Source organism: Cupriavidus sp. GW822-FHT02D05 (assembly GCF_058802485.1).
Genome location: NZ_JBXAOE010000015.1, coordinates 17,205 through 36,045, shown reverse-complemented (window position 1 = coordinate 36,045; position 18,841 = coordinate 17,205). Strand labels below are relative to the sequence as shown.

The window sequence follows — 18,841 nt, the reverse complement described above, 5'->3', positions numbered from 1 at the left end:
CGCCCCCGGCCCCGGAACGGGCCGCCCACCCCCGGGCGTCAGGCCGTGGCTTGCTCCGGCAACTGGTGCCGGAAGCGTTCGCGGCCGGTATAGAGCAGGAAGTGGCGCCCCGTGCACCGGGCAAAGAGAGCCAGGTTGACGCGCCGGGCCATCTGGTAGCCCATCTGCGTGACGCCCGAGCGCGACAGCAGGAATGGAATGCCCATCTGCGCGCCCTTGATCACCATCTCCGAGGTCAGCCGCCCGGTGGTGTAGAACACCTTGTCAGCGCCGCTCATGCCTTCGAGCCACATCAGCCCCGCGATGGCATCCACGGCGTTGTGCCGGCCCACATCCTCGATGAACATCAGCAGCTCGCGCCCGCGGAACAGTGCGCAGCCATGCACGGAGCCGGCCTGTTTGTAGACCGACTGCTGCAGCCGGATGGTGTCGACGATGCCGTAGAGCGTTTCCTGGTCCAGGGTGGCGTCGTCCGGCAGCCGGATATTGTCCACTTCGTCCAGCAACGAGCCAAACACGGTGCCCTGGCCACAGCCGGTGGTCACCACCCGGCGCGCCGTGCGCTCCTCGATGCGATCCACGCCCGTGCGGGTCGTGACGGCGGCGGATTCGGTCTCCCAGTCGACCTGGATGGCAGCAATATCCTCGACCGATTCGACCAGGCGCTGGTTGCGCAGGTAACCCAGCACCAGGGCCTCGGGCGCCCCGCCCAGCGTCATCAACGTCACCAGCTCGCGTTTGTCCAGGTAGACCGTCAGCGGGCGCTCGCCGGGCAGGAAGGCCTGGCGCACGCGCCCCTGCTCGTCGACCACCTCGACCTCTTCGATCAAGGGGACGCACGCGTGGGTCATTTCAGGGCGCAGGGGCATGGGCGTTGGGGATGCGGGATGGGCGGCGCGTGCCGGGAACTGCCGGCCCGCGCTGCCCCCATCCGTCAGGACTTGGCGATCACGCCGCAAGCGATGCGGCCGCCGGAGTTGCCGGTGGGCTGGGTCTTGTAGTCGTCCGGGTCCTTGTGGACGACCACCGCGCGGCCCACCAGGCTGGTGGGGCCGGCGCCCAAGGTCACGCCGGTCAGCTCGAAGCTGGCCTGGGCGCGGCCGGTAGCGTCGGCCTTGAGGTTGTTGATGTCGCCGGCATGATGGTCGGGCATCGACATCGAGCCGTGCGGCTTGGCCGTCGGGTTGAAGTGGCCGCCCGCGCTCATGGCGTCGGGGGCCGAGCAGTCGCCCTTCTCGTGCACGTGGAAGCCGTGCTCGGTATTGGGCGGCAGGCCGGTTACGTCGGCCTTGACCAGCACCGTGTCACCGCGCTGGGTGAAGGTGATGCTGCCCTGCGTCGCGGTACCGCTCTTGGACGCCAGCGCGGCGACCGCGGTATCGGACCTGCCCATCCCCATGCCCCCGCAGCCGGCCAGAGTGCCTGCCAGGGTGCCCGCTACAGCCAGACCGAAAAGTACACGTACACGCTTCATGCCGAACCTCCTCTCACGGTGATGTCCGGGGCGATTGTACCGCTCCCGTGCCCGGCGCTGCGGCCGGTTTGTGATCCGAAGGCGTGGCGACAGGTGCGGGGGAAGGCCCTCCAGCAGTGCTTGCTGCGGCTTGCGCAGCCGGCGCTTGCGCCACGAACGGGCCCGGATCGGCGCACGGTGCGGACGTGGCAGCCGCCGGCACCGCCTTGCCTTTGGCCTGCATGTCGCTGTAGTAGTGCGCCGCCGCCTTGTCTTGCGCTCGGCACAGCTGATAAGCGGCCACCTTGTCGGCCCAGCCGGCGCGCGCCTTGGCCTCGTCGGCCTTGAGCTTTTGCGCCTCCGTCGGCGGCGGTAGCTTGGCCAGGGCACCTGTGCCGCCAAGGGCCAGGGCGAGCACCAGCAGAATGCGGTTCATGGATCAGGCTCCTGGTTGGGGATCGGCCGTGCGCGCTCAGACTTCGCCCGGGCTGGCCCGGCCGCCGGCGCGCTCGCCCGGCTCCGGCTCGGCCGCGCGCTGCGCGGGGATCTTGCCTGCCTTGATATCGTCGTACCAGAGCTCGTGGTGCTCCTTGGCCCAGGCCTCATCGACCCAGCCGTCACGCATGGCGCGGTAGGCCCCTTCCATGCCGATGGTACCCATGTAGATATGGCCGCAGGCCATGGCGATCATCAACACCGCCGCGATGCCATGGATGACGTTGGCAACCTGCATGGTGGCGCGGTAGAAATCCATGCCGGGCACGATCATGTCGAGCACCCAGCCGGAGGCCGACAGGATCAGGCCGAAGACCACCAGCCCGCCCCAGAACCAGGCCTTCTCGCCAGCGTTGAAGCGCCCGCTTGGCACGTGCTTGCCGGACACGAGCCCGCCGAGCTTGATGAGCCACTGCCAGTCCTCCCGGGCGGGGAAGTTGTCGCGCACGAAGATCACGAAGCCGACGATCACCGACAAGGTAAAGACCGGGCCGACGATGTTATGGACGTTCTTCAGCAGGTAGGTGAGCCAGCCGAACAAGGTGTGGCCCATCAGGGGCAGCAGGAAATGCTTGCCGAACAGCATCACGATGCCCGAGACCGCCAGCGTGACGAATGAAATCGCCATGGTCCAGTGCACCATGCGCTCCAGCGGCGTAAAGCGCTGGATCATGCGGCCGGTACGCGGCGTCTTGAGCGGGATCGCGCCGCGCCAGAAGAAAAAGGCCAGGATCGCGGCGGGCACCACCACGATCAGCCAGCCACCCCAGACGGTGATCACCCCGTTGCGGAACAGGCGCCACTTCTGCCCGGTGCGCTGGATCAGCACCCCGGCTTCCTTGGCTGGCAGGCTGCTGTAGTGCGCCTGGTCGGAATTCGCCTCCCGCCAGACCGGCGCGTTGTTGCCCGGTTGATCCTTGCTACGCGCCTGCTGGGCCTGCGCCTCGGCTGCGAGATCGCGGCGGGGCACGTTGAAGATGTTCTCGGAAGCGATGCCCGCGAAGGGCTGGGCCGGATGCGTGGCGGGGTTGTTGGCCTCGGCGGGCGCGCCGGCCGCCTGCGGCGCGGAAGCGCCCTGGGCCGGGGCTTGGGCTTGCGCCCGCGCGGCCCCGGGCGGCGCCAGCAAGGCCAGCGCGCAGGCCACCCCCACCAGGTAGCGGAACCAGCCAGGATTGAGCGTCGGCTTCATATGCCCTCCATCGGGTCGGCCAGGGTGCGCCCCGGGCTTCGCATCGCCGCCGTCATGGCGTGCGGTTGTATTCGTTCTGGTACTGGTTGCGCTCGCGGATCTGGTTTTGCCAACTGGTCTTGTCGCCTGGCGTCCAGCCCTTGGCCACGAAGGGATCGCCCGGCGCGCCCTCGTACGCCGGCGCGTCGGATTTCTTGTGCGCCGCCGTGGCGGTCTGCGCGCGCTCGCCACAGGCGGCCAGCGCGGTGCAGCCGGCGGCCAGCAGGATCAGCAACAGGCGGGTCATGATGGCTGCGCTCCTGAAGCGGGTGGTGCGGCGGGCGGCGCCGCGCCCGCGCCCGCGGTACCCTGCGTGGCGCCCTTGTTGCCGTAGGCCGTGCCCCAGCCGAACACATCGCCGCCCTTGCCGCGCTTGATCACGCGGTTGCGCAGTATGTCGGCAATGACGTCGCCGTCGCCGCCCAGCAGCGCTTTGGTCGAGCACATTTCCGCACACAGCGGCAGCTTGCCTTCGGCCAGCCGGTTGCGTCCGTACTTCTCGAATTCTTCGTCGCTGCCGTTTTTCTCCGGCCCGCCGGCGCAGAACGTGCACTTGTCCATTTTGCCGCGCACGCCGAAGGTCCCGGCGCTGGGGAACTGGGGAGCGCCGAACGGGCAGGCGTAGGAGCAGTAGCCGCAGCCGATGCAGACGTCCTTGTCGTGCAGCACCACGCCGTCTTCGGTACGGTAGAAGCAGTCGACCGGGCACACCGCCATGCAAGGCGCGTCCGAGCAGTGCATGCAGGCGACCGAGATCGATTTCTCGGCGCCGACGATGCCGTCGTTGATGGTCACCACGCGGCGCCGGTTGACGCCCCACGGCACCTCGTGCTCGTTCTTGCAGGCGGTGACGCAGCTGTTGCACTCGATGCAACGCTCGGCGTCACAGATGAATTTCATGCGTGCCATGGTCGTTCCTTGCCCTTGGTCTCTGTCCCTATCGCCATCTCTGCCGCCAACTCTGTCGCCAACTCTGTCGCCAACTCTGTCGCTATCTCTGTCGCTATCTCGATGTCGATCACAACCGCATTCACGTGAACCGTGCGATCTGGCAGATCGTGGTCTTGGTTTCCTGCATCATCGTCACCGAGTCATAGCCGTAGGTGGTGGCCGTGTTGATGGCCTCGCCGCGCACGATCGGCATCGCGCCCTCCGGGTAGTAGTCCTTCAGGTCCTTGCCCTGCCACCAGCCAGAGAAGTGGAACGGGATGAAGGCGGTATCCACGCCGACGCGCTCGGTCACCAGCGCGCGCACCTTGATGTGCGCGCCGGTGGGCGTGCTGACCCAGCAGAAGTCGCCGTTGCGGATGCCGCGATCGGACGCCGCGCGCGGGTTGATCTCGACGAAGTTCTCCTGCTGCAACTCGGCCAGCCACGGGTTGGACCGGGTTTCCTCCCCCCCGCCCTCGTACTCGACCAGGCGGCCGGAGGTGAGAATGATCGGGAACTTCTCGTAGAGCTTGTTCTCGACGTTGCGCTGCTGCAGCGACTTGTACAGCGTGGGCAGCCGCCAGAACGCCATCTTGTCGTCGTGCGTGGGGTACTTGGCGACCATGTCGGGCCGGGTGGAATACAGCGGCTCGCGGTGCTGCGGGATTGGGTCGGGAAAGTTCCACACGATGGCCCGCGCCTTGGCGTTGCCAAAGGGGTGGCAGCCATGGTTCTTCAGCACCACGCGCTGGATGCCACCGGACAAATCCGTCTTCCAGTTCTTGCCCTCGGCCTTCTGCTTCTCGGCGTCCGTCAGCTCATCCCACCAGCCCAGCTTCTTCAGCAGCACGTGGTCGAACTCCGGATAGCCGGTGGTAATGTCCGCGCCTTTCGAGTACGAGCCGTCCTCGGCCAGCAGGCTGACGCCGTCGCGCTCCACGCCGAAGTTGGCGCGGAAGTTGCCGCCGCCGTCCATGACGTTGCGGCTGGTGTCATACAGGTTGGGCGAGCCGGGGTGCTTGAGCTCCGGCGTGCCATAGCACGGCCACGGCAGGCCAAAGTAATCGCCGGTCAGGTCGTAGCCGGTCAACGGATCCTTGCCGCCCAGGCAGCGCAGCGTGCGCACGTCGAACTTCTCCATATTGCGCATATGCGACTTGAGCCGCTCGGGAGATTGCCCGGTGTAGCCGATGGTCCAGTTGCTGGCATTGATCTCGCGCAGGATGGATTCGACTTCGGGCTCCATCCAGGTCCGGCCCGCGCGCTTGACCTCGTTGAGCTTGAAGTTCTTCGACAGCTCCTTGCCAAAGCCGAGCCGCTCGGCGAAGGCCTGCATGATGGTGTGGTCCGGCATCGACTCGAACAGCGGCTCGATCACCTTCTCGCGCCACTGCAGCGAGCGGTTGGAGGCCGTGCAGGACCCGGTGGTCTCGAACTGCGTGCAGGCCGGCAGCAGGTAGACCGCGCGGTTCGGGTTGACCTTGTCGCCTTCCGCCGGCGGCATGTTGGCCATCGCGGCGGTGGCTGACGGATACGGGTCGATCACCACCAGCAAGTCGAGCTTGTCGAGCGCCTTTTTCATCTCCAGGCCGCGCGTCTGCGAGTTGGGCGCGTGGCCCCAGAAAAACACCCCGCGGACGTTGTTGTCCTGGTCGATCAGCTCAGGCTTCTCGGTCACGATATCGATCCAGCGCGACACCGTGGTGCCGGACTTCTCCATCATCGCCTGCGAGGCGTACTGCTTCTTGATCCATTCGTAGTCGACGCCCCACACCGCGGCATAGTGCTTCCAGGCGCCAGTGGCGAGGCCATAGTAACCCGGCAGCGAGTCCGGGTTGGGGCCCACGTCGGTCGCGCCCTGCACGTTATCGTGACCGCGGAAGATGTTGGCGCCGCCGCCCGACACGCCGATATTGCCCAGCGCCAGCTGCACGATGCAGGAGGCGCGCACGATGGCGTTGCCGATGGTGTGCTGGGTCTGGCCCATGCACCACACCAGCGTGCTGGGCCGGTTCTTGGCCATGATCTCGGCAACCTGATGGACCTGCGCCTCGGGCACGCCGCAGACTTCCTCGACCTTGTCCGGCGTCCACTTGGCGAGGACTTCCTCCTTGACGCGGTCCATGCCGTAGACGCGATCGTTGATGTACTTCTGGTCTTCCCAGCCGTTCTGGAAGATGTGGTACAGCACGCCGAACAGGAAAGCGATATCGGTGCCCGAGCGGACCCGTACGTAGTAATCGGACTTCGCGGCCGTACGGGTGTAGCGCGGATCGACCACGATCACCTTGCAGCCGTTCTCCTTGGCGTGCAGCAGGTGCAGCATCGACACCGGGTGCGCCTCGGCCGCGTTGGAGCCGATATACAGCGCCGCGCGGGCGTTCTGCATATCGTTGTACGAATTGGTCATCGCACCATAGCCCCACGTATTGGCCACGCCGGCCACCGTGGTGGAGTGGCAGATGCGTGCCTGGTGGTCGGTGTTGTTGGTGCCGAAGAACGATACCCACTTGCGCAGCAGGTAGGACCCTTCGTTGCTGTGCTTGGAGGAACCGACGAAGAACATCGAGTCCGGCCCGGTCTGCTGGCGGATCTCTTTCATCCTGGCGGTGATCTCGTCGAGCGCCTGATCCCAACTGACGCGCTGGTATTTGCCGTTCACCAGCTTCATCGGGTACTTCAGCCGGTACTCGCCGTGGCCGTGCTCGCGCAGCGCGGCGCCCTTGGCGCAGTGCGCGCCCATGTTGATCGGCGAATCGAAGACAGGGTTCTGGCGCACCCACACGCCGTTGTGCACCACGGCATCGACCGCGCACCCCACCGAGCAGTGGCCACACACGGTACGGCGCACCACGATATTGCCCTTGTCCTCGCCGCCGGCCGCCGCACCTGAGGCATCCGCGGCATCGGCCCGGCGCAACAGCGTCAGCTGCGAAGCCGCCAGCCCCGCGCCCACCCCGATGCCGGAGCGCTTGAGAAAGCTGCGCCGGTCCATGGTGGGCATGGCACCCGCCAGCCCGGCAGCCAGACGCTCGGAGAGCCGGCCGCCAGCGCGCTCGCCCGAGCCGCTAGCCAGTTGCGAAGATGCGCTGCCCTGCGCCGCGCGTTTGCGGGTCAAGATCATGTGTCACCCCAGGATGGAAACGAGGTAGAGCGAGGCGTGCGCCAGGCGCGGCCACTCACACCAGCGTAGTCCGGTAGTACTTGCGAATATGCTCTGTGACCCGGTAGCCGTCGCCGTCGGTCGACGTGACATCGGGAATGGCCGCCGCCAGGCTGGGCACGGCGGGCATGGCCGGACCGCGCGAAGTCAGCGCGGCGGCGGCGCCGGCCGCGGCAACAACCCCGGTGCCGGCAAGGAAGGCGCGGCGCGCGGCCTTCGGCTGCTTGTCTTTCATTTTGGGGGGGCTCCTCGGCCTGTCCAGACCGATTACCAATCCTGTTATGAATGCTATTGCCTATTTTAGAATGATATGTGTCGAAAGACCATGACTCCCCGGGATTTCCATGATGGCAATCAAGAACTTGCGTGCGATCAATGCATGTCCAGCGCGATCGCCTCGACCGCCATGAAGGCCTTCAGCAGCGCGGCCACGCGGGCATAGAGCTGCGCTTGCGGATGCGCCGCCGCGCTGTCGCACAGGGTTTCCACCCATGACTGCAGATGGCGCGAGAAAAAGTGCTGCTGCTCGGCAAGGTTTGCCACGCCACCGTCCTCGCCCGCCACCAGGAAGCGCATCACCTCGCACAATGTGGCGATGTGATCCTCGGTTTCGCTGACATTGTCCTGGCGCACCAGGCCATAGCGCGCCAGGTCGTCGCGCAGCGCCACCAGCGGGCGCTCATTGAGGAAGCCGGTCTGGTAGTAGGAGCCGTACAGCAGGACTTCCGGCTTGCCCACGCCGACGAACAATTGCTGGTATTCGTCGCTGGCTTGCTCGGCCGTGGTGACCGATGCTGCGTCGCACAAATCGTTCCAGGCGTCGCCCAGCGGCGTGGCGGCGTCCTCGCCGTGCGCGCGGTTGGCGGCGATATGGTGCAGCAGCGCGGCATCCGGCGCGCGATACAGCAGCGTGGCCAGCAGGCCGTACAGGTCCGCCCGGGCGGTGTCTTCTGCGTCGGGCGCCGCGTGGGCGACCGGAGGGATCAGCTGGATAGGCTGGAAATCTGTCATGTCGTGATGATTCTCAAGGATGGCCTGCTTGGCTACTGCAAGGCGTTGCCGCTGGCCTCGCCGCTGTTCTTTTCCATCATGTCGACAACGCGGCAATCGCCGCACATCTTCAGGCGCTCGGCGGCCTCGCCGGCAAACGCCGGGTGGCTCGCCAGCCGGGCCAGCATGGCATGCACCATCTGGGCGGTGCCGAACGGCTTGGCGCAGCGAATGCAATGGAAGGGCTGGGTCTCGGCCAACGTCACGGTGCGGCGCGCTTGCTCACCGGTGAGCAAGCGGGGCACCAGGGTGATGGCGTCTTCCGGGCAGGTCTTCTCGCACAAGCCGCACTGCACGCAGTTGCGCTCCAGGAAGCCCAGCACCGGCTGCTCGGGATTATCGCGCAGGGCTTGCGAGGGACAGGCGCCAACGCAGGCCATGCACAACGTGCAGCGCCCGGTGTCCACCGCCACCGCGCCCAGCGGCGCTCCGGCAGGCAGCGCAACGCTGGCGGCCGGGCGCGGCGCATTGCGCACGAGATGATCCAGCGCAAAATCCAGCGTCTCGCGCTTGGCGGCCGCAGCGTGGAACACGGCGGGTGGCGCGGCCGGTCGGCTGCTCCCCGGCGCGGCCAAGGCCGATAGTTGCACGTCCAGCGTGACGGCATCCGGGCCATCGACCAGCGACAGGCATTCGCCGTCATAGCCGAGGCCCGCCAGAATAGCCTGCCCCACTGCTACCTGCCCGGCCAGCGCCGTGCGGTATTGCGGGGCCTCGTCACCGGTGAGCATCACGGCGACACGTCCAGCGCCCCAGCAGATGGCCGCCAGCCACAGCTCAAGCCCGCACGCGGCCGGGTGGAACAACCCCACCGGAATCACATTGGGCGGCATGCCGTTGGCCTGTCCGGCGCGCGCAGCGCGGCCCAACGCCAGGATGGGCGCATTGCCGTACTCCTCGCCATGCAGCAACAGCACCGCGTCGCGCCCGCCCGCAGCGCGGTAGGCCGAGATCAGGGTGCGCAAGCGCTCGCCGAGGTGATCCGGCTTGGGATAGGCATAGCTGATGGCGCCGGTTGGGCACACCGTGGTGCAGGCGCCGCAGCCCATGCACAGGTTTGGCGTGACCTCAATGCGGCCGCGCCCGTCGTGCCATTGCGAGCGGATCGCTTCGGTGGAGCAGATGTCGATACAGGCCGTGCAACCCGTGGTCTGGTTGCGGCCATGCGCGCAGAGTTTCTCCTTGTACTGGAAGAACTTCGGCTTCTCGAACTCGCCCACCAACTGGACCAGTGCCAATGCCTGCGCCTGCTGGCGCAGCGCATCCGCGCCGGCGTACAGGTAGCCCTGCGGCGGCGCGTGCATGAGCAAGGCGGGCGTGTCGGCCAGGTCGAACACCAGGTCGAAGCGTTCCGTGGCAGTGGCGGCCGGGCGCTCGAAATCGATCGCGGCAGCGGCGCCGCAGGCCTTCACGCAAGCGCGATGCGAGTGGCAGCGGTCCAGGTCCACCTGGTAGCTGAAATCGATGGCGTCTTCCGGGCAAGCGTCGATGCAGGCATTGCAGCGCGTGCACAGGTCCAGGTCGATCGGGTTGCTGCGTCCCGCGCCGGTCTCCCAGCTGGCCTCGAAGGCGCCCAGCCAGCCGCCGAGCTTGACCAGCTTGCCGCTGTGCACGGGGAACGCCCGCGAGGCGGGCAGGCCGGCCGGGGCCATGGCCCCGGCGGCGGCGGCGCTGAGCAGCACCGAAACATCCATGCCGGCTTCGGCCAGCTTGCCGGCCCAGGGAATCGCACGGTCGGCGGGGCCTAGCACCAGCACAGCGCCGCCAGAGCGGTAGTCCACCACGGGCACCGGATCCGGGTCCGGCAGCGCGGCGGCGGCCAGCAAGGCAGCGATCTTGGCGTTGGCGGTTTTCGGGTCGCGCCGCGCCCCCTGCGACCAGCCACCGGTCTCGCGGATATTGACGAAGCGCACGGGCGCCGTCATGGTGCCCTCGGCCTGGCGCCGGGCGGCTACCTCGGTAAACAGCGCGCGCTCCTGCGTGCAAGCCACGATGACATCGTCGGTGCCGGCGAGCGCGGCGGTGAAGTCTCCAATCTCGCGGCGGCACAGCAGATGATGGACCTTGAGTGGCGTCTTCACGCCACCCGCGGGCGCGGGAACATTGCCCGACAATGCCGCCCCGTCAAGCGGCATCGTGTCGTTGCAATTGCAGATCAGCGTCGGCATGGAGAGTGAGGCTGGCCGGCCTGGCCGCTCCATTTGTTGGGAGTCTTGCCGCCAGCTGAATGTGGGGGAAGCCTATTGTAGGCCGCGCCAAGGGCAGCGACTACGCGTGTTTGCCTGGGGCGGAAGTGCCGGCCGGGGACGCGGCAGGAGGCAAGCCAGTATCGGCATCGGCATCGGCATCGGCATCGGCATCGGTGGCGGTTGCAGTTGCGGTGGCGGTGGCAATGCCGGCCTCCCCAGCCTCGCCGGCTGTTTGCGGCAATGCAGCAAACGGCTCGGGCGTCACCAGGGCGGCATCTTGCACATCGGGCCCTTCTTGCTGTGCGCGAGCCGCCGCCAGTTCCTCATCGGTGGGCGCGAACAGCCCCAGCGTCTCGGACTGGCGCATACGCCGCAGCACATCAAGCGGAATCGGATCGGGCTGGCTGTAGTCGTCGATATAGGTATCGAGGCCGTCCATCACGTTGAAATGCGGATCGGCGAACAACGTCTTGAGCGCGGCGCGCTTCACGTTCTCGTCCACGCCGCGCGCGACGAAGCGAGCGATGCTGTCGCCCGGCTGCAGCAAGGCGGCATCGGCTAGCGTGGGGAGCGGTTCAGCGGGTGGGGTAGGTGGAACGGGGTCTGGCAGTGCCTGGGCTACTGGTGCATCCTTGCCGGGAGGCACGGATGATTCCGCCGGCAGGGGTGGCTCAGCCTCAAGCGGCTTGCCGTCGCGCGCCGCGGCCTTGCGGCGGGACCAGCGCGACAGGAAGGAAGCATCGCTCATGCGCGGTCTGCCAGCATCAGTAGCGCGCCCTGTCCTCCGGCGCCTTGAATGATTCCGGGCGGCGGCGTTTCTTGGGCTCGGGGTGGTAGTACTGGGCCACGTAGGCTTGCAGCCACTCCAGCTGCTCAGGGGCCAGCGGCACGTTCTCGACGGTTTCGCCGGCGTCGAGCCAGCGTCCAGCCTCGTTGTAGGACAGTGTCACCGTCACCGGCACCGGCAGCGGCTCGCCGTCTCGCGATGTCGGCACGGCAGCCTGCCCGCCCTCCTCTGCCATTCGCCACAGCACGAACCAGCAGGGCGCGGTGGAAGTGAGGTTGAGGTAATAACCCTCGGCCTCGTCGCGGAACAGCGTGACAGCGTAGCCCGGGTACAGCCAGCGCGCGCCGTGTTCGTCCTGCGCCAGGCAGTGGGGCACGGCGCCAAACTCGCCAAGATCCGGCAGCACGGCGCCGAGTTCCCATTTCCAAGGCTGCCAGCGGCTGGCCAGCGGCACGCGGCGCATCACCACGGCCATGGTCACGCCGGGCCGGCCAGCGGGCACGGCGTCGGGGGCCGGGTTGCCTGCAGCGGAGTCGGCTGGCGTGTCCATGGGGATCAGGTGTTCTGCACCACGATACTGGGGAACTTGCTGGTCATATCGCGGGCGCGGTCGGCCACCTTGATAGCCACCTTGCGCGCCATGGCGCGGTACAGCTCGGCGATCGGGCTATCAGGATCGGACACCACGGTGGGCCGGCCGGTGTCGGTCTGCTCGCGGATCGAGCGGTTAAGCGGCATGCTGCCCAGCAGGTCCACGCCGTAGTCCTCGCACATCTTCTCGCCACCGCCTTCGCCGAAGATATGCTCGACGTGGCCGCAGTTCGGGCAGCAGTAGACAGCCATGTTCTCGACGATGCCGAGAATGGGGATGCCCACCTTCTCGAACATCTTCAGGCCCTTCTTGGCGTCCAGCAGGGCGATATCCTGGGGGGTGGTGACGATGACGGCACCCGTCACCGGCACTTTCTGCGACAGCGTCAGCTGGATGTCGCCGGTGCCCGGCGGCATGTCGACGATCAGGTAATCGAGATCGTGCCAGTTGGTCTGGCGCAGTAACTGCTCCAGCGCCGAGGTCACCATCGGGCCACGCCACACCATCGGGTTGTCCTGCTCGATCAGGAAGCCGATCGAGTTGGCCTGCAGGCCGTGGCCTTCGAGCGGTTCCATGGTCTGGCCATCGGACGACTCCGGGCGGCCATCGATGCCCAGCATCATGGGCAGGCTCGGGCCGTAGATGTCGGCGTCGAGCATGCCCACGCGGGCACCCTCGGCGGACAGCGCCAGCGCCAGGTTGACGGCGGTGGTGGACTTGCCCACGCCGCCCTTGCCCGACGCCACGGCGATCACGTTCTTGACGCCCGGCAGCAGCTTGACGCCGCGCTGCACCGCGTGGGCCACGATTTTCATGCTGACGGCCACGTTGGCATTGGCCACGCCAGGCAACTGGCGCAGCGCATCCACCACTTGTTTGCGGATCGGTTCCAGCTGGCTCTTGCCGGGATAACCCAGCTCCACTTCCAGCGACACATCGCCGCCTTCGACCCGCACATTGCGAGCCGAACGGGTGGACACCAGATCCCGGCCCGTGTTGGGGTCGATCACGGTGCGCAGGACTTCGGTAACCTGGTCGACGGTGAGGCTCAAGACAATCTCCGCTACTGAATATGGGAATATGGGGGAAGGCGCGTACTTTATCAAAGTATGAGCGAAGTGCGGCGCAAGGGTAACGTGAGGGTAATGCGAGAGCGGCAAGCCGAGGATCTACACGTGGAATTACACGCACTTACAACTGTCACAGCAACAGGCTTGTGCACCCGGCACCATCTCCTTATTGTAGTGCGCCAGGAACGCGAGCCCGGTGAATACGGTCCGGGCCCTTGTATTCAGGTGTCTTCCGCGTTATTTCTAGCGGTGTTGCGCGCACCACTTCAAAATCAGCCAAAACGCTTCGTCCTGAAGGAGAAAGCATGAAACTCAAGCTCGTCAGCCTTGCCATTGTCGCCACCCTTGCCGCGGGCTGCGCCACAGAGCAAGGCACCCAGACCGCGGTCGGCACCGGCGTGGGCGCTGCGGTCGGCGCCGGCCTGGGCAACCTGATCGGCGGCAATACCACCGGCACGCTCGTCGGCGCGGCGGTCGGCGGGGCCCTGGGCGGGGCCACGGGTTACAACTGGAACGCAATCCGCGGCAAGCTGAACAAGGACACGGCGGGCACGGGCACGCAGATCACCGAGCAGCCGGACGGCTCGCTCAAGGTGAACATCCCGAGCCAGGTGACCTTCGATACGGACAGCGCCACCATCAAGCCGTCGTTCCGCTCGGTGCTCGACCAGGTCTCGCAGACCCTTGCCCAGCAACAGGACGTCTCCGCCACCGTGGTGGGCCATACCGACAGCACCGGCAACCCGAACTACAACATGCAGTTGTCGCAGCGCCGCGCCCAGAGCGTCGCAACCTACCTGGGTGACCGAGGCGTTGCCCGGACCCGCCTGGCAGCCGAAGGACGGGGCCAGACCCAGCCGGTCGCGGACAACGCCACCGAGGCCGGGCGCGCACAAAATCGCCGGGTCGAAATTTATTTGAAACCAATTCAGAGATGATGCGGTCATAGAAATAGGTACCGCTTGTCACCGTTGCTGGCTCGCGATGGGTGGCTGACCTCCCGGGCGGTACCTGATTTCTCCTCCTTTTCCGTTGTGGAAAGCTGCGCCGGCTCTGACCGGCGCTTTTTTTGTCCTCAGTTTATTGAGCGCCTCTTGCGTCACTAAATACCACTCGAAGCCCTCTCTTCCGCCTGCGCGCTGCCGCAGTGCACGCGCTGCCCGCCCCGCTTGTTAGAATAGCCCTCTCACGGTGCCCGCCCGACTTTGGTGGCGACGCCCCCCGCCTTACCGTCCACCCCCCTCCTGACCGGCAATTTTTCCATGACCGCACGTCGCATCCTCGTTACTTCTGCCCTGCCCTACGCCAACGGCCAGATCCATATCGGCCACCTGGTGGAATACATCCAGACCGACATCTGGGTGCGCTTCCAGCGCATGATGGCGAACGAGGTCTACTACGTCGGCGCGGACGACACGCACGGCACTCCGGTGATGCTGCGGGCCGAGAAGGAAGGCATTACGCCCAAGCAGCTGATCGATCGCGTGTGGACCGAGCACAAGCGCGACTTCGACAGCTTCATGGTGTCGTTCGACAACTACTACAGCACCGACTCGGATGAGAACAAGCAGCTCTCCGAGAAGATCTACCTGGCGCTGAAGGCCGAGGACCTGATCGCCGAGCGCGAGGTCGAGCAGTTCTACGACCCGGTCAAGAACATGTTCCTGCCGGACCGCTTCATCAAGGGCGAATGTCCGAAGTGCGGCGCCAAGGACCAGTACGGCGACTCATGCGAAGTCTGCGGCACGACCTACGTGCCCACCGACCTGAAAAACCCGTACTCGGTGGTGTCGGGCGCCACCCCGGTGCGCAAGTCCTCCGCGCATTACTTCTTCAAGCTGTCCGACCCGCGCTGCGAAACCTTCCTGCGCGAGTGGGTGGCCGACCTGGCCCAGCCGGAAGCGGCCAACAAGATGCAGGAATGGCTGGGCGCCGAAGGCGAGGCTTCCACGCTCTCGGACTGGGACATCTCGCGCGATGCGCCCTACTTCGGCTTTGAGATTCCCGGCGCTCCCGGCAAGTATTTCTACGTGTGGCTGGATGCGCCGATCGGCTACTACGCCAGCTTCAAGAACCTGGCCGAAAAGAAGGGCATCGATTTCGACGCCTGGGTAGGCCCGCACTCCACCGCCGAGCAATATCATTTCATCGGCAAGGACATCCTGTACTTCCACACGCTGTTCTGGCCGGCCATGCTGCGCTTCTCGGGCTACCGCACGCCCACCAACGTGTTTGCCCACGGCTTCCTGACGGTGGACGGCGCCAAGATGAGCAAGTCGCGCGGCACCTTCATTACCGCGCAGAGCTATATCGACACCGGCATGAACCCGGAATGGCTGCGCTACTACTTCGCCGCCAAGCTCAACGCCAGCATGGAAGACCTCGACCTGAACCTCGATGACTTCATTGCGCGCGTGAACAGCGACCTGATCGGCAAGTACGTCAACATTGCCAGCCGCGCCGCCGGCTTCCTGGTCAAGCGTTTCGACGGCGTGGTGGACGAGGCCGCGCTGGCCAACCCGCTGCTCAAGCAATTGCGTGAAGCCGCGCCGCAAGTGGCACAGTTCTATGAAGCCCGCGAGTACAGCAAGGCGCTGCGCCTGGTGATGGAGCTCACGGATTCGGTGAACGCCTTCGTCGACACGGAGAAGCCGTGGGAGCTGGCACGCGACGAAAGCAAGCGCGCGGCCCTGCACGCTGCGTGCTCGGTCTCGCTGGAAGCCTTCCGCCTGCTCACCGTCTACCTCAAGCCGGTGGTGCCGCAAATGGCCGCGGGCGTGGAGCGATTCCTCAATATCGAGCCGCTGGACTGGCGCGGCATCGACAAGCAACTCTCGGCTTCGCGCCCGGTGCAGCCGTACTCGCACCTGATGACGCGCGTGGATGCCAAGCAGGTCGACGCGCTGCTGGCCGCCAACCGCGACTCGCTGCAGGCCACCGCGCCCGCCGGTGAAGCGGATGCCGCCGCTGCGTCGATCGAGCCCATCGCCGACACCATCACAATCGACGACTTCGCCAAGATCGACCTGCGCGTGGCCAAGATCGTGGACTGCCAGAAGGTGGAAGGATCGAGCAAGCTGCTGCAGCTCACGCTGGACCTGGGCGAAGGCAAGACGCGCAACGTCTTCTCCGGCATCCAGTCGGCCTACACGCCCGAGCAGCTGGTGGGCAAGCTCACCGTGATGGTGGCCAACCTGGCTCCGCGCAAGATGAAGTTCGGGCTGTCCGAGGGCATGGTGCTGGCCGCATCGGCAGCGGATGAGAAAGCCACGCCGGGCCTCTGGATCCTGGAGCCGCACGAAGGCGCTGTGCCGGGCATGCGCATCGGCTGACCCGCGGGGGCGGTGAGGCGCGCCAGCGCTGAGCCGCCAACGCGCCATGGCGCCGGCGCCGATTGACGCCACGCCCCCGGGAAGCCCATACTGCACCCATGCCCGACAGGGTGTTGATGGGATTTCCTGGCATGCCCGACAGCGTTCCCGGCCACGCCCCCGCCCCCGCTGGCACGCCAGCGCCGCCCGCTGGCGGCAGGCCGCGCCTACGCCAGCCCTTCCCCCTCGCCGCCTTCCACCCGCGCCTGCTCGACAGCCTGCGCGACTACAACCGCGCCCTCTTCTTCAAGGACCTCGCCGCCGGCCTCACCGTGGGTGTGGTGGCGCTGCCGCTGGCGATGGCCTTTGCCATCGCCAGCGGGATGCCACCGCAGGCCGGCCTGTTCACCGCCATCATCGCGGGCTTCCTGATCGCCGCGCTGGGCGGCTCGCCGGTGCAGATCGGCGGTCCCGCCGGCGCCTTCATCGTCATCGTCTACGGCATCGTGGCGCGCTACGGCGTGGCCAACCTGCTGATCGCTACCATCCTGGCGGGCGGCCTGCTGTTCGCCATGGGGCTGTTCCGGCTAGGCACCCTGATCCGCTTTATCCCCGTGGCCATCGTGATCGGCTTCACCAACGGCATCGCCGTGCTGATCATGGTCTCGCAGATCGCCGATTTCCTTGGCCTGCAAACCGGCAAGCTGCCTGGCAACTTCCTTTCGCAGATGCGTGTGCTGGGACGCGCCCTGCCCACGGTGTCCTGGCCCACGGTGGCACTGGCGGTCAGCTCGCTGGTGGTGGTGGCGGGCTGGTCGCGCCTGGCCCTGCTGGCAGGCAAGCGCTGGCGCCCCGTATCGACGATTGCGGCAAACCCGGCAAGCCCGTCCAATGCGCACGGCCGCCTTGGCCGCGCGCTGGCCATGGTTCCCGGCACGGTGACAGCGCTGGTGCTAGCCACCGCGGCCAATGCCCTGCTGCACTTGCCGGTGGAGACCATCGGCACGCGCTTCGGCGGCATTCCGCAGGGCCTGCCGCCGTTTGCGCTGCCGCAACTGAGCTGGCAACTGGTCCAGCAACTGGTGGCGCCCACCCTGACCATCGCCCTGCTCGGCGCCATCGAATCGCTGCTCTGCGCACGCGTGGCCGACAGCCTGATCGACGACCGCCACGATCCCAACCAGGAACTGATGGCGCAGGGCATCGCCAATATCGTCACGCCGTTCTTCGGCGGCCTGCCGGCCACGGGCACCATCGCCCGTACCGTCACCAACGTACGCAGCGGTGGGCGCACGCCGGTGGCTGGCATGATCCACGCCGCCACGCTGCTGCTGATCGTGCTGGTGGCGGCGCCACTGGCCAGCGCCATCCCGCTCGCCACGCTGGCCGCCATCCTGCTCTACGTGGCGTGGAACATGGGCGAGTGGCATGTGTTCGGGCTGACGCACCTGAAGCGCTACAGCAACAACTACCGCATCATCCTGCTCGGCACCTTCGTGCTGACCGTGGTGTTCGACCTGACCGTGGCGGTGCAGGTGGGACTGGTGCTCGCCTGCCTGTTCTTCATCTACCGCATGGCCGCGCTCACGCAGATCGAGGCGATCGCGCCAGCCGCGCTGCCCCCGGCGGCCGACGGCAGGCCGCTGCCGGCCGGCGAGGTGGCGGCCTATCACATGACCGGCGCGCTCTTCTTCGGCGCCGTCAACAAAGTGGAAGCGCTGATCGACCCCCGCGACCGCACGCAGCCGGTACCGGCGGTGCTGATCCTGGACGTGGGCAAGCTGGTGGCACTGGACACCACCGGCCTGGACACGCTGGACGCCTTGCGCAAGACGCTGGCGCGGCGTGGCGGCACGCTGGTGCTGTGCGCCGCGGCAGCACAGGTGATGTCGCTGATGCGGCGCGCGGGCTTCCTGGAACAGATGGGCACGGCAAACTATTGCGACACGCTGGCCGCAGCCTGTGCCAGGGCCGGCGTCTTGCTCGCAGAGCGGGCCGAGCGGCCCGCGGCAGGCTAACCGCCCTGCAGCCTCTCGTCGCTGCGCGAGGTGTGCGTTACCTTGCCGTCAGCGTTGAAATGCACGTTGAAGAACGCCTTCTCCTGCGCGCTTTCCCACCAGCGGTAGCCCCACACCTCTTCCTTCTTGAGCGCGAAAGCTTCCACCTTGGTAGGCTTGCCGACCAGGCGGCGGATATCGTCGCGGCTCATGCCGGCGCGCACGCGCGCGAAGTTCTCCGCGGTCAGCACCTGCTCGATCGCGCGCACCTTGCCATCGGCGCCGATCGTCACCATCCAGGTGGTGGCGCCTTCCGGGCCGCGCGGGTATTCCAGCCGGCGGCCGCCGTCCTCTTCTTCCCAGGTGATCTCCGGGCGCCCGGCCTGTTTGCGCACGTCGTCCTCGCTGGATTCGCCCACCACGATGCCCTTGAACAACTGGCTGTCGGGCTTGACCGAGTTCCAGGTGGCGTGCGCGGTATCGCCCGCCTTCTTCATCGCTTCGTCGACCTTTTGCTGGTCGCACCCGAACAGGGCAAGCACGGAGGAAATCAGTCCCATGGCGGCAAGGCGTCGG

At 66.8% G+C, this 18,841-nt stretch carries 17 protein-coding genes; 3 read left to right on the top strand and 14 right to left on the bottom strand.

What is annotated here, in order from left to right; all coding sequences use genetic code 11:
• Nucleotides 1-38 precede the first annotated feature (38 nt).
• The 13 genes from AC1RQK_RS20435 to apbC all read right to left on the bottom strand — a co-directional run bounded on the left by AC1RQK_RS20435 (nucleotide 39) and on the right by apbC (nucleotide 12,939).
• Nucleotides 39-869 carry a formate dehydrogenase accessory sulfurtransferase FdhD gene (locus AC1RQK_RS20435; RefSeq protein WP_174422654.1) on the bottom strand — a complete coding sequence of 277 codons (831 nt, stop codon included), beginning with the start codon at nucleotides 867-869 and terminating at the stop codon, nucleotides 39-41.
• 65 nt (nucleotides 870-934) lie between these two features.
• Nucleotides 935-1,474: a superoxide dismutase family protein gene (locus AC1RQK_RS20430; protein WP_416049448.1), complete on the bottom strand. Its 540-nt coding sequence runs from the start codon at nucleotides 1,472-1,474 to the stop codon at nucleotides 935-937.
• Nucleotides 1,475-1,487: 13 nt separating this feature from the next.
• Nucleotides 1,488-1,889 carry a hypothetical protein gene (locus AC1RQK_RS20425; protein WP_492810807.1) on the bottom strand — a complete coding sequence of 134 codons (402 nt, stop codon included), beginning with the start codon at nucleotides 1,887-1,889 and terminating at the stop codon, nucleotides 1,488-1,490.
• A gap of 36 nt (nucleotides 1,890-1,925) precedes the next feature.
• Complete coding sequence (locus tag AC1RQK_RS20420; protein WP_492810805.1) at nucleotides 1,926-3,137, bottom strand: formate dehydrogenase subunit gamma; 1,212 nt, start codon at nucleotides 3,135-3,137, stop codon at nucleotides 1,926-1,928.
• 52 nt (nucleotides 3,138-3,189) lie between these two features.
• Nucleotides 3,190-3,423 carry a hypothetical protein gene (locus tag AC1RQK_RS20415; protein WP_150984024.1) on the bottom strand — a complete coding sequence of 78 codons (234 nt, stop codon included), beginning with the start codon at nucleotides 3,421-3,423 and terminating at the stop codon, nucleotides 3,190-3,192.
• Nucleotides 3,420-4,085: a formate dehydrogenase FDH3 subunit beta gene (gene fdh3B, locus AC1RQK_RS20410; RefSeq protein ID WP_492374978.1), complete on the bottom strand. Its 666-nt coding sequence runs from the start codon at nucleotides 4,083-4,085 to the stop codon at nucleotides 3,420-3,422. Before fdh3B ends, AC1RQK_RS20415 begins: the two co-directional genes overlap by 4 nt.
• A 121-nt stretch (nucleotides 4,086-4,206) precedes the next feature.
• Nucleotides 4,207-7,230: a molybdopterin-dependent oxidoreductase gene (locus AC1RQK_RS20405; RefSeq protein WP_492810803.1), complete on the bottom strand. Its 3,024-nt coding sequence runs from the start codon at nucleotides 7,228-7,230 to the stop codon at nucleotides 4,207-4,209.
• 55 nt (nucleotides 7,231-7,285) lie between these two features.
• Nucleotides 7,286-7,504: a formate dehydrogenase gene (locus AC1RQK_RS20400; RefSeq protein WP_043348783.1), complete on the bottom strand. Its 219-nt coding sequence runs from the start codon at nucleotides 7,502-7,504 to the stop codon at nucleotides 7,286-7,288.
• Between the two features lie 137 nt (nucleotides 7,505-7,641).
• Nucleotides 7,642-8,280 carry a TorD/DmsD family molecular chaperone gene (locus AC1RQK_RS20395; RefSeq protein ID WP_492374976.1) on the bottom strand — a complete coding sequence of 213 codons (639 nt, stop codon included), beginning with the start codon at nucleotides 8,278-8,280 and terminating at the stop codon, nucleotides 7,642-7,644.
• Nucleotides 8,281-8,312: 32 nt separating this feature from the next.
• Nucleotides 8,313-10,487 (bottom strand): 4Fe-4S binding protein, encoded by a 2,175-nt coding sequence (locus AC1RQK_RS20390; protein WP_492810800.1) that lies wholly within the window; start codon nucleotides 10,485-10,487, stop codon nucleotides 8,313-8,315.
• A gap of 100 nt (nucleotides 10,488-10,587) precedes the next feature.
• Entirely contained in the window at nucleotides 10,588-11,256 is a 669-nt protein-coding gene (locus tag AC1RQK_RS20385) for a DUF3306 domain-containing protein (RefSeq protein ID WP_492810798.1), read from the bottom strand.
• Between the two features lie 16 nt (nucleotides 11,257-11,272).
• Complete coding sequence (locus AC1RQK_RS20380; RefSeq protein ID WP_492810796.1) at nucleotides 11,273-11,845, bottom strand: DUF3305 domain-containing protein; 573 nt, start codon at nucleotides 11,843-11,845, stop codon at nucleotides 11,273-11,275.
• Nucleotides 11,846-11,850: 5 nt separating this feature from the next.
• The gene (apbC, locus tag AC1RQK_RS20375) at nucleotides 11,851-12,939 is read right to left on the bottom strand and encodes an iron-sulfur cluster carrier protein ApbC (RefSeq protein ID WP_492374972.1); all 1,089 of its coding nucleotides are present in this window, start codon (nucleotides 12,937-12,939) and stop codon (nucleotides 11,851-11,853) included.
• Between the two features lie 323 nt (nucleotides 12,940-13,262).
• Between apbC and AC1RQK_RS20370 the strand changes: the two genes are divergently transcribed.
• The 3 genes from AC1RQK_RS20370 to AC1RQK_RS20360 all read left to right on the top strand — a co-directional run bounded on the left by AC1RQK_RS20370 (nucleotide 13,263) and on the right by AC1RQK_RS20360 (nucleotide 18,286).
• Nucleotides 13,263-13,895 (top strand): YiaD family glycine zipper/OmpA-like lipoprotein, encoded by a 633-nt coding sequence (locus AC1RQK_RS20370; RefSeq protein WP_150984015.1) that lies wholly within the window; start codon nucleotides 13,263-13,265, stop codon nucleotides 13,893-13,895.
• A 324-nt stretch (nucleotides 13,896-14,219) separates the two neighbouring features.
• Nucleotides 14,220-16,289, top strand: a complete 2,070-nt coding sequence (metG, locus tag AC1RQK_RS20365) for a methionine--tRNA ligase (RefSeq protein WP_492374971.1) — start codon at nucleotides 14,220-14,222, stop codon at nucleotides 16,287-16,289.
• Between the two features lie 131 nt (nucleotides 16,290-16,420).
• The gene (locus tag AC1RQK_RS20360) at nucleotides 16,421-18,286 is read left to right on the top strand and encodes a SulP family inorganic anion transporter (protein WP_492810792.1); all 1,866 of its coding nucleotides are present in this window, start codon (nucleotides 16,421-16,423) and stop codon (nucleotides 18,284-18,286) included.
• Here the strand turns inward: AC1RQK_RS20360 and bamE are convergent.
• Nucleotides 18,283-18,825: an outer membrane protein assembly factor BamE domain-containing protein gene (gene bamE / locus AC1RQK_RS20355; protein ID WP_043352217.1), complete on the bottom strand. Its 543-nt coding sequence runs from the start codon at nucleotides 18,823-18,825 to the stop codon at nucleotides 18,283-18,285. The two genes, AC1RQK_RS20360 and bamE, sit on opposite strands and share 4 nt — an antisense overlap.
• Nucleotides 18,826-18,841 lie beyond the last annotated feature (16 nt).

Excerpts from the sequence above, each read along its gene's own strand:
- AC1RQK_RS20435 (WP_174422654.1), bottom strand. The coding sequence starts at position 869 with ATGCCCCTGCGCCCTGAAATGACCCACGCGTGCGTCCCCTTGATCGAA.
- AC1RQK_RS20430 (WP_416049448.1), bottom strand. The coding sequence starts at position 1,474 with ATGAAGCGTGTACGTGTACTTTTCGGTCTGGCTGTAGCGGGCACCCTG.
- AC1RQK_RS20425 (WP_492810807.1), bottom strand. The coding sequence starts at position 1,889 with ATGAACCGCATTCTGCTGGTGCTCGCCCTGGCCCTTGGCGGCACAGGT.
- AC1RQK_RS20420 (WP_492810805.1), bottom strand. The coding sequence starts at position 3,137 with ATGAAGCCGACGCTCAATCCTGGCTGGTTCCGCTACCTGGTGGGGGTG.
- AC1RQK_RS20415 (WP_150984024.1), bottom strand. The coding sequence starts at position 3,423 with ATGACCCGCCTGTTGCTGATCCTGCTGGCCGCCGGCTGCACCGCGCTG.
- fdh3B (WP_492374978.1), bottom strand. The coding sequence starts at position 4,085 with ATGGCACGCATGAAATTCATCTGTGACGCCGAGCGTTGCATCGAGTGC.
- AC1RQK_RS20405 (WP_492810803.1), bottom strand. The coding sequence starts at position 7,230 with ATGATCTTGACCCGCAAACGCGCGGCGCAGGGCAGCGCATCTTCGCAA.
- AC1RQK_RS20400 (WP_043348783.1), bottom strand. The coding sequence starts at position 7,504 with ATGAAAGACAAGCAGCCGAAGGCCGCGCGCCGCGCCTTCCTTGCCGGC.
- AC1RQK_RS20395 (WP_492374976.1), bottom strand. The coding sequence starts at position 8,280 with ATGACAGATTTCCAGCCTATCCAGCTGATCCCTCCGGTCGCCCACGCG.
- AC1RQK_RS20390 (WP_492810800.1), bottom strand. The coding sequence starts at position 10,487 with ATGCCGACGCTGATCTGCAATTGCAACGACACGATGCCGCTTGACGGG.
- AC1RQK_RS20385 (WP_492810798.1), bottom strand. The coding sequence starts at position 11,256 with ATGAGCGATGCTTCCTTCCTGTCGCGCTGGTCCCGCCGCAAGGCCGCG.
- AC1RQK_RS20380 (WP_492810796.1), bottom strand. The coding sequence starts at position 11,845 with ATGGACACGCCAGCCGACTCCGCTGCAGGCAACCCGGCCCCCGACGCC.
- AC1RQK_RS20370 (WP_150984015.1), top strand. The coding sequence starts at position 13,263 with ATGAAACTCAAGCTCGTCAGCCTTGCCATTGTCGCCACCCTTGCCGCG.
- metG (WP_492374971.1), top strand. The coding sequence starts at position 14,220 with ATGACCGCACGTCGCATCCTCGTTACTTCTGCCCTGCCCTACGCCAAC.
- AC1RQK_RS20360 (WP_492810792.1), top strand. The coding sequence starts at position 16,421 with ATGCCCGACAGCGTTCCCGGCCACGCCCCCGCCCCCGCTGGCACGCCA.
- bamE (WP_043352217.1), bottom strand. The coding sequence starts at position 18,825 with ATGGGACTGATTTCCTCCGTGCTTGCCCTGTTCGGGTGCGACCAGCAA.